We start from the raw sequence: 13,647 nt of genomic DNA on the forward strand, positions 1-13,647 counted from the left end.
TCACTTCCCCCGCGCGGCGTCGGCGGCGTCGATGTCGCGCAGCGAGATGCCGCGCGTCTCCTTCAGCGACAGTACGGCGATCGAGGTCAGCACGCAGGCCGCGACGATGTACAGCGCGATGGGCAGCCACGAACCGAAGTCGCGCAGCCACTGCGTCGCGAGGATCGGTGCGAGCGAACCGGCCAGGATGGCCGTCACCTGAGCCCCGAGCGAAACACCCGAGTAGCGCATGCGCGTCGGGAACAGCTCGGCCATGACCGCCGGCTGCGGCGCATACATTCCGGCGTGGAAGACCAGGCCCAGGGCCACCGCGGCGACGATGACGACGGGGTTCAGCGTGTCGAACATCGGGAAGGCGAAGAACGCCCAGGTCGCGCTGAGGATCGCGCCGGTGAGGTACACGGGCTTGCGCCCGATGCGGTCGGCGAGACGCCCGATCGGGGGGATGACGGCGAAATGGATGACGTGCGCGATCAGGAGCGCGAGCAACAGCTGGCTCGTGTCGTAGGAGTGCACGACCTTCAGATACACGATCGAGAAGCTGACGACGATGTAGTAGACGATGTTCTCCGCGAAGCGCACGCCCATGGCCTGGATGACGCCCTTCGGGTAGCGGCTCAGCACCTCCACGACGCCGAACGAGGTGGCCTTCTCCTGCTGCACCTGCTTCTTGGCCTCGAGGAAGATCGGGGCCTCCTCGACGTGGGTGCGGATGTAGAAGCCGACCAGCACGATCACCGCCGACAGCCAGAACGCGACGCGCCAGCCCCAGTCGAGGAACGCGGCGGGGGAGAGGATGAACGACATCACCAGCAGCACGGTGGTCGCGAGGAGGTTTCCGACCGGGACGGCCGCCTGCGGCCAGCTCGCCCAGAACGCACGGGAGCGGTTCGGGCTCTGCTCCGCGACCAGCAGGACGGCACCGCCCCACTCGCCGCCGACCGCGAAGCCCTGGATGAACCGCAGGGCCACGAGCATGGCGGGCGCCCAGTAGCCCACCGAGGCGAAGCCGGGCAGGCAGCCCATCAGGAAGGTCGCCGCGCCGACGATGATGATCGTCGCCTGGAGGGTGGGCTTGCGTCCGAAGCGGTCACCGATCTGTCCGAAGACGATACCCCCCAAGGGGCGAGCGACGAACCCGACGGCGTAGGTGACGAAGGCGGCGATGATCCCGTCGAGCGGGGAGCCCGACGACGGGAAGAAGAACGTGCCGAACACCAGGCTCGCAGCCGTGGCGTAGAGGAAGAACTCGTACCACTCGACGACCGTGCCGGCCATCGACGCGGCGACGACCCTCTTGATCTTTCCGGTGGAGGTTCCGGGGGAGGCGCTGCGCTGCGCCACGGACTGGGGGGGTTCCATGCGGGCTCCTTCGGTGTCGACGGTGACATCCGCCGTCGAGTCTGCGGCGACCCGTGCGTTGCGGCAATGCCCAGTCCTGCGGACGGTGTGTGCACAATTGCACACATGGATGCCACGACCGTCCGCGCCGACGACCTCCTGACGCTCCTCGCGGTCGCGCGTACCGGGCGCTACACGGCCGCGGCACAGCTTCGCGGCGTCGACCACACGACCGTCGCGCGACGGATCTCGGCGCTCGAAGACGCCCTCGGCGGCCGGGTCGTGTCGGCATCCGGCCGCGGGTGGGCGCTGACGCCCCTCGGACATCACGCGGTCGAGACGGCGGGTCGCATCGAGGCGGCGATGTCGCACCTCGCCGGCGGGGGAGTCGAACCCGACCCCGTGTCCGGCGTCGTACGGATGTCGGCCACCGACGGCTTCAGCGCCTACATCGCGGCTCCCGCGGTCGCGGCTCTGAGAGAACGGCATCCCGAGCTCTCGGTCGAGATCGTCACGGCGCAGCGACGGGCAGCCCTGCACCCCGGGCTCGACGTCGAAGTGGTGGTGGGGGAGCCGCAGTCGTCGCGGGGGCACGCCGTCGAGCTCGGGCGCTACACGCTCGGTCTGTACGCGTCCTCTGCTTACCTCGCCCGGGCCGGTCGACCCGCGCGCATGGAAGATCTCGAGCAGCATCGGCTCGTGTACTTCGTCGACGCAATGCTGCAGGTCGAAGCCCTCGATCTGCCGCGGCGCGTCGTGCCGCACATGCGCGACGGCCTGAGCTCGACCAACGTGCTCGTGCAGGTCGAGGCGACGCGCGCGGGTGCCGGGATCGGGCTGCTGCCGTGCTTCACGGCCGACCGGCACGACGATCTCGAGCGGTTGCTCCCCGAGGAGGTGAGCGAGAGCCTGCCGTACTGGATGATCGTGCGCGCCGACTCCCTGCGGATCCCCGCCGTCGTGGCCCTGGCCGACGCGCTGCGCGAGCAGACGGCGCGGGCGGCGGCGATGCTCGCGGGCCGAGGGTGACGCCCGGGTCAGGACGAGATGGACGGCGTTCCCACCTCGCGGAGCTCCGCAGCGGCCTCCGCTCCCGTCCGCAGTCCCAGCCGCGGCGCGACCTCCGTCGCGAGCAACTCGATCGAGCGGAGGGTGATCGCGGGCGTCGGGTCGACGGAGTGCACTTGGAACGCCACATCGGTCGCGAACGCGAGGGTCCGGTCCGCGGAGAGAGACGCCACAACCTGATCGACCGTCCCCAGGTGCGTGTCGGTCAGGCGTGCGAGGTCACGGAGGTCTCCGTCCGCATTCCTCTTGAGGAATGTACGCGTCAAGCGCCGAACACCGTGCTCGGCCGCGCTCCACGCCTCGTCGAGGTGGTCGGCAGCCACCACCACCGCTGTTCGCGAGGCGAGGATGCGCGGCGGCACACCGTCGGGCAGAGCGGCGAGATACGCCTCGACGATCGGGACCTGCACCTCGTGGAGCGTCTGCCGGTCGTCACGCGGTTGCGTGCGGGACAGCAGCAGACCGTCGCCCGCAAGTCCCGCACGGCGGCCTCCCTCGACGGAGAACGTCGCCTGCCAGAGCCGCCCGCCGAGATGCGGTGCGGCGGGGTTCAGGAGCAGCTCCGTCCCGCGGATGCCGCGCCCGGCGAACGCATCCCGCAGCACCGCCAGGTGAGCGGCCTGGATCTCGCGTCGGTCGTCGGAGGAACGCTCGAACGCGGCGAACGATGACGGGGTTCCGCCCGTACCGATGCCGAGCTGGACGCGACCCCCGCTCAAGGCATCGACGACGGCGGCGTCCTCCGCCACCCGCACCGGATCGTCGAGGGGCAGGGTGACGATCCCGGTGCCGAGGGCGATGCGCTCGGTTTGCACCGCAGCCGCCGCGAGGAAGGGGAACGGGGACGGCAGCCCGCCCTCATCCCGGTCGAAGTGGTGCTGCGCAACCCACGCGGAGGCGAACCCGTGCTCTTCGGCGGCGCGCACCTGCGCGAGCCCGGTGCGATATCGCTCCCCGTCGGTACCGGCATCCAGCAGCCGGGTGAAGAAACCGAGCCGTGCACCCGTCATCCCGTCATCCTCTCCCACTCATTCCCGGCGCGGAATGTCGTCGACGTCCAGGCTAGGACGAGTGCCGGGGGAGCAGGCGGGTGGGCGACGACTCCCACGCCCTTCTCAGCGCGCGGCGACCTCGATCGGGTCGCCGGTGCGGGCGAGATCCGCCTCGAGCTCCCGCACGATCGGGATGACCGTCTCACCGAAGCGCTCGAGCTCTTCCTGGAAGTGCAAGAAGCCGAGGAGGAACAGGTCGACTCCGCGCTTCTTGTAGGCGATGATGCGCTCCGCGATCTGTTCGGCGTCGCCGAAGAGCTGCGTACGGAAGCCGTCGTTGTACTGCACCAGATCTTCGAACGACGAGTCCGCCCACATGCCCTTCTTGTCCGTCGTCGCGTTCCCCGCCTCCTGGACGCTGCGGCGGAAGCCCTTGACGGCCCCTTCATCGGCGTGCGCGATGATTTCGCGCAGCTGCGCCTCGGCCTCGGACCGGCTGTCGCGCTGGATGACGAAGCCGTTCAGCCCGAACCGCGTGCGACGACCGTGCTCCGCGGCGACACGGGTGACGTCGTCGTACTGCTCGGTGAAGCCGTCGAAGTCCTTGCCGTTCGAGAAGTACCAGTCCGAGAACGCCCCGCCGTTGAAGCGGGCAGCTGTCGAGTTGCCGCCCTGGAAGATCTCGGGATGCGGACGCCCCGGCACCTCGTACGGGAACGGACGCAGCGTGAAGTCGGTGATGTCGTAGTACTTCCCGTGGAACGAGAAGGTCTCCTGCGTCCACAGCCCCCGCAGCACCTGGATGAACTCGGCCGCGCGCTCGTACCGCTCGTCGTGCTCGAGCCACTCGAGCCCCAGATCGGTGTATTCGTCCTTGAACCAGCCGCTGACGACGTTGACCGCCGCGCGTCCGTGCGAGAACTGATCGGCCGTGTTGATGAACTTCGCCAACACCGCCGGATGCCAGATCCCGGGGTGTATCGCCGAGATCACCTTCAGCTTCTCGGTGGCCAGCAGCAGGGCGAGGCTGATCGAGGTGGACTCGTGCTGCTGTGCCGCCCCGTAGCTCGAGGCGTAGCGCACCTGGCTCAGCGCGTACTCGAAGCCGACGCGCTCCGCCGTGCGCGCCAGTTCGACGTTGTAGTCGTAGCCCCAGTCGGTGCGCTGCTCGACCGAGCTGATGACCAGCCCGCCGCTGACGTTGGGCACCCAGTAGGCGAACTTCAGCGGCTCGTGGGTGGGAGTGGGATCGGTCACGGGGTCCTCCTCGCGGATCAGAACCCGGCTACCGTCGCACCGCCGTCGACATCCGGCAACGGTGTGTGACGGACCGTTTCCTCGCGTGACGACACACGACGTCGACCGGGTCAGGATGGATGCCATGACCTCCCCCCAGCGCGTGCATTTCGGCTACTGGACCCCGATCTTCGGCGGGTGGTTGCGCAACGTCGACGACGAGCAGACGCCCGTCTCCTTCGCTCACATCGCCGAGATCGCCCGCGCCGCCGAGGAGGGCGGTTTCGATCTGACCCTCATCCCCGAGCTCAACCTGAACGACATCAAGGGCGTCGAGGCGCCGTCGCTCGATGCGTGGGCGGTGACGGCGGGACTCGCCGCGGTGACGTCGACCCTCGAGCTCATGACCGCCGTGCGCCCCGGTTTTCACAACCCGTTTCACACCGCGAAGCAGGCTGCCACGATCGACGAGATCAGCGGCGGCCGATTCACGTTGAACGTCGTCTCGGCGTGGTGGGCCGAGGAGGCCAAGCAGTACGACGGTCTCTTCAGCGCGCACGACGATCGGTACGCGCGGACCATCGAATGGGTCGAAGTGCTGCGCGGCCTGTGGTCGCAGACGCCGTTCGCGTACGAGGGCGAGTACTACCGCACCGAGGGCACGTACACCGAGCCGAAGCCGCGGGTCGTGCCGCGGTTGTACGCCGGCGGCGAGAGCGAGGCGGGCCGTACGGCGATCACGCGCTTCGCCGACGCGTATCTGACGCACGGCGGCACGCTCGACGAGCTCGAGGTCAAGGTCGCCGACATGCGCCGCCGCCGCGCGGAGGCGGGGGCCACGCCATTCGAGGCGTTCGGGATGGCCGCCTATGCGGTCGTGCGCGCTACGGAGGACGAGGCGCAGGCCGAGATCGACCGCATCACCGACGTGCGCGGGGGAGCGGCATACGGGTCTTACCAGGACTTCGTGAGCAAGTCGAAGCTCGACACCCAGGTCGACCTCAAGGAGTACTCGGTGTCGAACCGCGGCCTCCGCCCCAACCTCGTCGGAACGCCCGACCAGGTCGCCGAGCGCATCGTGCAGTTCGCGAACGTGGGTGTCTCGACGCTGCTGCTGCAGTTCTCGCCGCACCTGCCCGAGTTGCAGCGCTTCGCGGAAGAGGTCATCCCGCGCGTGCGGCGCTTGGAGGCGCAGCGCGACGCGTGACCTCAGTGCGCTGCGCTCAGTGCGCTGCGCTCAGTGCGCTGCGCGCAGCGCGTGCTCGAGATCGGCGATGAGATCGTCGGCATCCTCGAGGCCGATCGACAGGCGGATGAGGCCGTCACCGATGCCGAGGCGGTCGCGCGTCTCCTGCGTGAAGCCGAGGTGCGTGGTGGTCGCGGGATGCAGCGCCATGGAACGCGTGTCGCCGATGTTCGTCATGCGGCTGAACAGGCGGAGAGCGTCGAAGAAGCGCTCCGCGGCGGCGCGGCCGCCTGCCACGGTGAAGGAGAAGACCGAGCCCGACAGGCCGTCGTAGTCCCGCTGTGCGAGCGCGTGCTGTGGATGCGAGGGGAGACCGGCGTAGTCAACGCTCTCCACCGCTTCGTGCTGATCGAGCCATTCGGCGATGGTGCGGGCGCTCGCGAGGTGCTGACGCATGCGAATCGACAGGGTCTCCATGCCCTGTTGCAGGAGGAAGCCGTTCAGCGGCGACAGCGCCGGTCCGGTGTCGTTGGCGATTCCGAATCGCAGCGACAGTTCGAAGGCGCGCGCACCGAAGGCCTCGACGAACGACGGATGCGTGGCCACGGGCGTCTCGGTGAGCGCCGGGTAGGAGCGATCGGATGCCGCCCAGTCGAACGTTCCCCCATCGACGACAGCGCCGGCGAGATTGGCACCGTGCCCCGAGAGGAACTTCGTCGCGGAGTGCACGACGACGTGGGCGCCGTGCTCGATCGGCCGGATGAGGAACGGCGTCGCGATGGTGTTGTCGACCACGAGGGGGATGCCGTGGCGGCGCGCCACCCGCGCGACGGCGTCGATGTCGACCACGTCGTTCTTCGGGTTCGGGAGGGTCTCGGTGAAGATCGCCTTCGTCTCGGGTCGGATGAGGGCGTCCCACTCCGCGTCGTCACCGGGGTTCCAGACGTACTCGACAGTGACGCCGAGACGCGCGAACGTGCGGTCGAAGAGCACGCGCGTGCCGCTGTAGATGCTCGCCGTGGACACGATGTGCTCGCCGCTGCCCGCGAGACCGAGGAGCGCCATCGAGATGGCCGCCTGTCCGGATCCCACGACGAGCGCCCCGGACCCGCCCTCGAGCGAGGCGAGACGCCGTTCGGCCACCTGATTGGTGGGGTTGGCGTTGCGGGAGTACAGGTGGCCGAGGTCGACCGCTCCGAACCGGTCGGTGGCCTCCTGGAACGACCGGAACCGGTATGCCGCCGACAGGTGCACGGGGGTGATCCGCGATCCGTGCGTCAGGTCTTCTTCTTCGCCGGCGTGGACTTGGCGGGTCGCGAACCCGAATCCCGTCCAGTCGGTGTGAGGAGCAGCCGGTTCAGCCACGCAGACCGACCGCTTCCTTCGGGAGCAGAGAGCCGAGCCAACGGGCGATCTCGCGAGGGCCCGAGCGGGGAGCGGTGGCCTCGACGTCAGGGTTGTAGTTCGTGTTGGTGTTGACGTCGTAGGTCACGGTGCGACCATCGCGGGTCTCGATGAACTCGATGCCGGCGATGCCCACTCCCTCTGCTGCGAGGAAGGCGAGGTAGCGGTCGATGAGCACAGGGTCGACATCGTCGCGACGGCGGAAAAGGGGTTCCGGCTCCACTCCGTCTGCGCCGGGGACGGCGCACGCCTCGGCGGGGCACAACTCGAAGCTGCCGGTGCTGGTGTCGACGCGAACGGCGTAGACGAACTCACCCGCCACGAACTCCGCCCGGGTGATGAATGGCGACGCGGCGACCAGGAGCTCCTGCAGGAGCGTGATCCCGTCGGGGGAGGGCTCGAAGTCGGGGCTGCCGACCCACTCCGCGAACTCGTCGACCGTCTCCCACCGCCGCACGCCGAGACCCTTGCCGCCTTGGTTGTGCTTGCTGATGAACGGGGCGCCGAACTGCTCGGCCTGGCTGACGAGGTCGTCGATGCCGAAGACCGCGACCGTGCGCGGGACGTCGATACCCGCGTGCCTCAGCGCCGCGTGCTGCGCGACCTTGCTGACCTCCAGTTCGAGCACATCTGCGCCGTTTATGACTGTTCGTCCCCACGACGAGAGCCACCGCAGGACGGCGCGCCCGAACTCCTTGCTGTGGGCGTGGTCGCGCGTGTGCGCGGAGGCGCTCAGGCGCGACCAGAAGATGCCCTCTGGCGGCTCGACGGCCAGGTCGATCGACCCGTCGGTGAGCATCCACTCCTCGAACGGCACGCCCTCGGCTTCGAACGCCGCAGCGAACGGCGGGATCCACTGAGGATTCTCGTGGATGACATAGACCTTGCCCGACATGCGGCCAGGCTAACGCGAGGCTCCGACATCGCGCTCTCCCGCCGTCACGAGGCGACACCGTCGACGCTTGTCCCTAGGCTCGAAGTCCGCCGAAGGGATGCCATGACTTCTGACTTCATCGACGCCAACCGCGCCAACTGGGATGAGCGCGCCACCCTGCATGCCGCCCGAGACGGTTCGGGCTACGGCGTCCAGCGATACGTGGACGATGCCGAGGCCCTGTCCGACGTCGTCCGCTTCGACGCACCCCTGCTGGGAGACATCGCCGGCAAGCGCACGGTGCACCTGCAGTGCCACATCGGCACCGACACCCTGTCCCTCGCCAGGCTGGGCGCCCGGGTGACCGGTCTCGATTTCTCCGAGAACGCGGTGACCGAGGCCCGCAGGCTGGCCGATGAAGCCGGCGCCGACGTCGAGTTCGTCCAGTCGGATGTGCGGAAGGCGTCCGAGGTGCTCCCGCGCGGCGCGTTCGATCTCGTCTACACCGGGATCGGAGCACTGTGCTGGCTACCGTCCATCGATGAGTGGGCGGGCGTCGTGGCGGATCTTCTGACGCCGGGCGGAACCCTGCACATCCGCGAGGGGCACCCCGTGCTGTGGTCGATGAACGAGACCCTGCCGGGCCTGACCCTGGCGTTCCCGTACTTCGAGCAACCCGTTCCGCTCGAGTGGGACGACGACAGCACCTACGTCGAGGTCTCGGCGCCGCTCACGTCGACGCGCACGTACGAGTGGAATCGCGGGCTCGGTGAGATAGTCACCGCCCTGCTCTCGCACGGCCTGCGCATCGACGCCCTGATTGAGCACGACAGTGTGCCCTGGGAAGCGCTGCCCGGTCGGATGACCCTGCGCGCCGACGGCGAATACGCGTTGTCGGAACAGCCTTCCGTGATGCCGCTGAGCTACACGATCAGGGCGACGAAGGTGGGCTAACCGAGGCTGAGATGCTGCGAGCAGCTGAGCAGTGGACTGGGCGTAGGGCTTCGATCCCGCGTCACGGACTAGAGGTTCGGGAGTTCAACTCAAGAACGTTGCCGGGCACGCACGCACTCGAAACTTGCAGTGAAGTGAAAGTCGGGCCAATCTGCAGACGCGTCAATTCGCCGTTCTCATCGGTTCCGTAAAGGAACGGAGGGTCCGAAACCACGACGTTGTCGGGTGTATCTGGAGCATTCTCGGCTCGCGCGGCAAGACCGAGTGGTTTCCAGCTTTCCGCGACCTCTTGCGCCAGATCCATCCTGTCACCGTCGATGACGGCGGCGCTCTCCGCCCAAAGAGTGTGACGCACAAACCGTCCACCATCTTCTGCGCAGGGAGACCACGCAGTTTCAACCGTCCAGTCGTCGTCTCCGATCACCCGCTGGGTGATCGCGAGAATACTCTCGGCCCGATCAGAGACAGCGTCAACCGACTGTTCCGTGGCCCGCGATGCCTCGGGGACGGGGGCGCACGCGGCTAACACGCCCGCGGCCATGAGGGCGGAGAGAGCGGCGACCTGCTTAATCATTCTTCTCCTGTAGCGGACGGACATCGATGCGATAACGGCTGAAGACCCCGCCGGATGCAATCTGACGCTGGAGGGCGTCGCCCTCCGCGGCGATATCGTTGCCACGACCCATCGAAGCCATCGCGGTGCAGCGGAACGACGAGGTGCCGGGGTCGAGATAACTGAGTCCAGATGCCCCGCCGCCCGTCGGGCCGTGGTTGGTGATGCCATCGAGTCGGACCCCATCTATGGTGGCCCGCTCCGACCCGAAGGTATGCGCACCGAAGGTGGCGTTGGTCGGGTCCGACCTGAAGGACAATCCTTGCCCAACTGGCGCCCATTCGTCCTTCATGCCTTGCGACGCGAAGACTTGTCCCGGGGGCACATTGAGGTCGGCAGCCGAGCGGACCTGATCGCTGACGCCTGCGGAGCCCAGTAGAACTAAATGATCTGCCCGGGCTTGCTGGAGAGCCAAGGTGCTGACATCAGTCCCGTAGGAATGTCCGATGACGGAGACAGCTTGCAAGCCACCCCCGTAGTCGCGACTAGCGCGAAGCGACACAATGTCAGCGGCGAGTGACGCAGCCCCGGTATGTGCGCGCTCGTCCGAAAGCACCTCGCCTGCCTGCAAAGGGGGGTCACTGAGGGGCGGGTGGTAGCCAAGCCAGGCGATCACTGCGATCCGATCGATGGATTGCGCAGAAACCTGCGCCTGCTCCATACGCAGCTGGCCCGCGGTGTACACGTAGCTCTCAACGTCCTTTTCGACGGTCGTGTTCATGCCGGGAACGACGAAGCTTAGGAACCCCGCCGTATCCAGATCCCCCACCGCGACCTGCGCCAACGGCGGCTGATCCAGCACCAGCGAAACGAGCGTGTTGCCGCTCGACGCTCTCTCCAGCGCCTCCAACGCGCGCACCTGATCCGACCCATCCGGCGCGATGTGCCGCGCCACCTCCAGAGCTTGCGCGAGCACGATGCGGTTCGCGCGGTCACGCGCGGCGTACGCCACACCTCCGAGGTTTCCGATGACGCCGGACGCCTCGGCGATCAGCACGTTCTGTTGCTCGGCGGTCAACCGCCGCCACCATGGCGCGACCTCTTCCGGCGGCGTCTGCTCCAAGCGGGTGATGAGGTCGGGGCGCACTCGCAGCAATGCCGTCAACGCCCGCGCATCGAGGGACTGGAGCACGTCGAGAACGCGTTCCGTCGTGACGGTCGCGACCCCCAGACCGACCCCCACGGAGGCCCAGACATCACCTCGTGCCCGCACCCTCTCGATCGCCGCGCGAACAGCCTGAGCGGCGACTTCGCCGGCTGCCGCCACGTCGGCGCGTGCGTCGGCGAGCATCGCCTCGGCTCGCCGACGCCCCTCCGTCCGCGTCACCGGTGCCGGACCCTGATGCCGCGGGTCGGTGATCAGCACCGGCCACCCGCGTGCGAGTGAGGTGAACGCCTGCGCCGCCGAGGCGGCATTCTCCGGCAAGGTCGATGCGAAGCTCCACGCTTCGATCGCGGCTGCGGCCAGCCCCTGCGCCCGTCGCAGCGCGAGAGCGTACGTCCGCATCGGTTCGACGATCGTCGCCACACCCTGACCGATCTCGACCCACCGCTGCGCGACGGCGCTCATGCGCGCCGCGTAGGAGTCGGCTCCTTCGCCCGTCCAGCCGTCGATCGAGATGTGCCGACGGAGGTCGGTTCCCGCCTCATCGGCGACCTTCTCACATCGGTGGGCGACGTGGGAGACCTCATAGGCGGCCTCCACGGACCCCGGGACGAGCTGTTCGGGGAAGGACGCCGAACCCAGCCCGCTCACGACGGCCGTGCCAGCGCTGTGATGGTCGCCTGTGCGCTCTCATCCGACCGCTCGTAGAAACCGGCGGATTCGCGCAGCCCGGATGCGACGTCGTCGGCCTGCGCGACCGCCTCCGTCCACCCGCCCGTCATCGCCTGCATGAGGTCGGCCACCGCGGTGCCCAGTTCGCCATGACCGAGGTCAGGCGCATCGGCGATGACCGTCTCGCCCTCGGCGCGGTGGACCGTCGCGTCGACGCTTCCAGCCGCGCGACGGAGGTTGTCGGGGGTGACCGTGAAGCTCCGCACCCCCGCAAGGTACTCAGAACGCCGCGACGAGCGCGGCGGTTGTCCACAGCCTCACCCGGACCGTGGCCCACCTTCGCCCGAGACGACGACGATGCGCGATCCGCGGCCGACCCCCACCCATGACGAACGTCACCCCTGAGACGTGACCGGCGCCCCGGGTGCGCGGACCGGGTCGGCGACAGCATGAACACATGACCTCCTCAACCACCGGCCCCGCCGCGATCGACGCGCGGGGCGTCGTCAAGAGCTTCGGCTCCGTCCACGCCGTGCGCGGCGTGGATCTGCGCGTCCAGCCCGGCGAGATCGTGGCATTCCTCGGCCCGAACGGCGCCGGCAAGACCACCACGATCGACATGATCCTCGGCCTCACGAGCCCCGACTCGGGCTCGATCGAGGTGTTCGGCCACAACCCGCGCGGCGCTGTCGCGCGGGGCCTCGTCTCCGCCGTGCTGCAGACCGGCGGGCTTCTGAAAGACCTCACCGTCCGCGAGACGGTCGAGCTCACGGCGAGCCTGTTCGCCGAGAAGCGTCCGGTCGACGAAGCGCTCGAGCGGGCCGGCATCCGGAATCTGGCGAACCGACGCGTCGGACTCTGCTCGGGCGGTGAGCAGCAGCGACTGCGCTTCGCGATGGCGCTCGTGAGCGACCCCGCGCTGCTGATCCTCGATGAGCCGACCACCGGCATGGACGTCGAAGCGCGCCGCTCGTTCTGGAGCGCGATCCGCGCGGATGCCGCCCGCGGCCGCACCGTGATGTTCGCGACGCACTACCTCGAAGAGGCCGACGAGTACGCCGACCGGATCGTGCTGATGAGCCGCGGCCGGATCGTCGCGGACGGGACGACCGCGGAGATCAAGAACCTCGTGTCGGGACGTGTCGTACAGGTGTCACTTCCGGATGCCGACCTCGCGGCGCTGTCGGCATTGCCCGGCGTCGATTCCGTCGAGACGTCGGGCGAGCGCCTGACGATCCGCACGCGCGACTCCGACGTGGTCGCGCGCCACCTGCTCACCGCCACCGCCGCGCGCGATCTGGAGATCAGCGCCCAGAACCTCGAGAGCGTCTTCGTCGCTCTGACCATCGACTCACCGGCATCCGTCGATGCCCCCGCGAACGGAGCACTCAAATGACCACCGCGATCAGCCTCGACCGCTCCGCGCCCGTCCTGGGCGGCTTCACGCTCACCTACCTGCGCATCGAACTCGTGCGCAAGCTCCGCAACCCGCGTGCACTGTTCTTCACCGTCGCATTCCCCGTGCTGATGTTCTACATCATCGGCTACCAGATGCTCGACGAGCCCCTGCGGGGGACGCCGGTCGCAGACGGAGGAGTGTCGGTGGCCGCCTACATCATGGTGTCGATGGCCATGTATGGAGCGATGATGTCGGCGACCCAGACGGGCGCCGCGGTCGCTGTGGAGCGCGCTCAGGGGTGGACGCGGCAGTTGCGCCTCACGCCCTTGAACCCCCTGATCAACGTGATCGTGAAACTGCTGGCGGGCATGGTGTTCGGACTCCTCGCCGTCGTCGCGACGTACGTGGTGGCATTCTTCGCCGGGGTGGAACTGTCGGCGGTGCAGTGGGTCGTCACGGGCGTGGCGGGGTGGCTTCTGGCCGGCGCGGTGTTCACCACGCTCGGACTCATGGTGGGGTACATGGTGCCGGGCGAGAACGTGGCGCAGATCACCAGCCTGGCGGTGGTGCTGCTGTCGTTCCTCGGCGGGTTGTTCTATCCGCTGTCGACGATGCCCGACTTCCTGCAGACCATCGGCAAACTCACGCCGGTGTACGGCATCGGCGTGCTGGCTCGCGCACCACTGACGGGCGACGCCTTCGACCTGGGTGCCCTCATCAACGCGGTCGTGTGGCTCGCGGTGTTCGTCGCGGGCACGGTGTACTTCTTCCGCCGCGACACGCGGCGGTCGTGAGTCGCTCTA

At 68.4% G+C, this 13,647-nt stretch carries 13 protein-coding genes; 5 read left to right on the plus strand and 8 right to left on the minus strand.

What is annotated here, in order from left to right:
* Complete coding sequence (locus ACFZA2_RS06725) at window positions 1-1,362, minus strand: MFS transporter (protein ID WP_391402338.1); 1,362 nt, start codon at window positions 1,360-1,362, stop codon at window positions 1-3.
* 105 nt (window positions 1,363-1,467) lie between these two features.
* Here ACFZA2_RS06725 and ACFZA2_RS06730 point away from each other — a divergent pair, with 105 nt between their 5' ends.
* A complete protein-coding gene (locus tag ACFZA2_RS06730; protein ID WP_363577320.1) occupies window positions 1,468-2,370 on the plus strand; it encodes a LysR family transcriptional regulator in 903 nt (300 codons plus the stop codon).
* 8 nt (window positions 2,371-2,378) lie between these two features.
* On the opposite strand, the gene ACFZA2_RS06735 is transcribed toward ACFZA2_RS06730, so the two are convergent.
* Window positions 2,379-3,419 (minus strand): putative FMN-dependent luciferase-like monooxygenase, encoded by a 1,041-nt coding sequence (locus ACFZA2_RS06735; RefSeq protein ID WP_391402342.1) that lies wholly within the window; start codon window positions 3,417-3,419, stop codon window positions 2,379-2,381.
* Window positions 3,420-3,524: 105 nt separating this feature from the next.
* Window positions 3,525-4,658 carry a dimethylsulfone monooxygenase SfnG gene (gene sfnG / locus ACFZA2_RS06740; RefSeq protein WP_391402345.1) on the minus strand — a complete coding sequence of 378 codons (1,134 nt, stop codon included), beginning with the start codon at window positions 4,656-4,658 and terminating at the stop codon, window positions 3,525-3,527.
* A gap of 124 nt (window positions 4,659-4,782) precedes the next feature.
* Between sfnG and ACFZA2_RS06745 the strand changes: the two genes are divergently transcribed.
* Window positions 4,783-5,844, plus strand: a complete 1,062-nt coding sequence (locus tag ACFZA2_RS06745) for an LLM class flavin-dependent oxidoreductase (protein WP_391402348.1) — start codon at window positions 4,783-4,785, stop codon at window positions 5,842-5,844.
* A 30-nt stretch (window positions 5,845-5,874) separates the two neighbouring features.
* Here ACFZA2_RS06745 and ACFZA2_RS06750 read toward each other — a convergent pair whose 3' ends face one another.
* Together ACFZA2_RS06750 and ACFZA2_RS06755 are read right to left on the minus strand one after the other, a co-directional pair.
* Window positions 5,875-7,188, minus strand: coding sequence for an O-acetylhomoserine aminocarboxypropyltransferase/cysteine synthase family protein (locus ACFZA2_RS06750; protein WP_391402351.1), 1,314 nt, complete (start codon window positions 7,186-7,188; stop codon window positions 5,875-5,877).
* The gene (locus ACFZA2_RS06755; protein WP_391402354.1) at window positions 7,181-8,122 is read right to left on the minus strand and encodes a RimK family alpha-L-glutamate ligase; all 942 of its coding nucleotides are present in this window, start codon (window positions 8,120-8,122) and stop codon (window positions 7,181-7,183) included. Before ACFZA2_RS06755 ends, ACFZA2_RS06750 begins: the two co-directional genes overlap by 8 nt.
* A gap of 102 nt (window positions 8,123-8,224) precedes the next feature.
* Here ACFZA2_RS06755 and ACFZA2_RS06760 point away from each other — a divergent pair, with 102 nt between their 5' ends.
* On the plus strand, window positions 8,225-9,055 hold the full coding sequence (locus tag ACFZA2_RS06760) for a class I SAM-dependent methyltransferase (RefSeq protein WP_391402357.1): 831 nt from the start codon (window positions 8,225-8,227) through the stop codon (window positions 9,053-9,055).
* 61 nt (window positions 9,056-9,116) lie between these two features.
* Here ACFZA2_RS06760 and ACFZA2_RS06765 read toward each other — a convergent pair whose 3' ends face one another.
* Genes ACFZA2_RS06765 through ACFZA2_RS06775 form a run of 3 tightly spaced genes read right to left on the minus strand, consistent with a single transcriptional unit; the run spans window position 9,117 to window position 11,711 of the window.
* Window positions 9,117-9,629 carry a hypothetical protein gene (locus ACFZA2_RS06765; RefSeq protein WP_391402360.1) on the minus strand — a complete coding sequence of 171 codons (513 nt, stop codon included), beginning with the start codon at window positions 9,627-9,629 and terminating at the stop codon, window positions 9,117-9,119.
* Window positions 9,622-11,424 carry an alpha/beta hydrolase gene (locus ACFZA2_RS06770; RefSeq protein WP_391402363.1) on the minus strand — a complete coding sequence of 601 codons (1,803 nt, stop codon included), beginning with the start codon at window positions 11,422-11,424 and terminating at the stop codon, window positions 9,622-9,624. The genes ACFZA2_RS06765 and ACFZA2_RS06770 overlap by 8 nt, the downstream gene beginning before the upstream one ends.
* Complete coding sequence (locus tag ACFZA2_RS06775; protein ID WP_391402366.1) at window positions 11,421-11,711, minus strand: type VII secretion target; 291 nt, start codon at window positions 11,709-11,711, stop codon at window positions 11,421-11,423. Before ACFZA2_RS06775 ends, ACFZA2_RS06770 begins: the two co-directional genes overlap by 4 nt.
* Window positions 11,712-11,902: 191 nt before the next feature.
* On the opposite strand from ACFZA2_RS06775, the gene ACFZA2_RS06780 reads away from it, so the two are divergent.
* Together ACFZA2_RS06780 and ACFZA2_RS06785 are read left to right on the plus strand one after the other, a co-directional pair.
* Window positions 11,903-12,841 (plus strand): ABC transporter ATP-binding protein, encoded by a 939-nt coding sequence (locus ACFZA2_RS06780; protein ID WP_391402369.1) that lies wholly within the window; start codon window positions 11,903-11,905, stop codon window positions 12,839-12,841.
* Complete coding sequence (locus ACFZA2_RS06785; protein WP_391402372.1) at window positions 12,838-13,638, plus strand: ABC transporter permease; 801 nt, start codon at window positions 12,838-12,840, stop codon at window positions 13,636-13,638. The genes ACFZA2_RS06780 and ACFZA2_RS06785 overlap by 4 nt, the downstream gene beginning before the upstream one ends.
* Window positions 13,639-13,647: the final 9 nt, after the last annotated feature.

The sequence above is a fragment of the Microbacterium sp. NPDC007973 genome, from assembly GCF_042958465.1.
Classification (GTDB): Bacteria; Actinomycetota; Actinomycetes; order Actinomycetales; family Microbacteriaceae; genus Microbacterium; species Microbacterium galbum.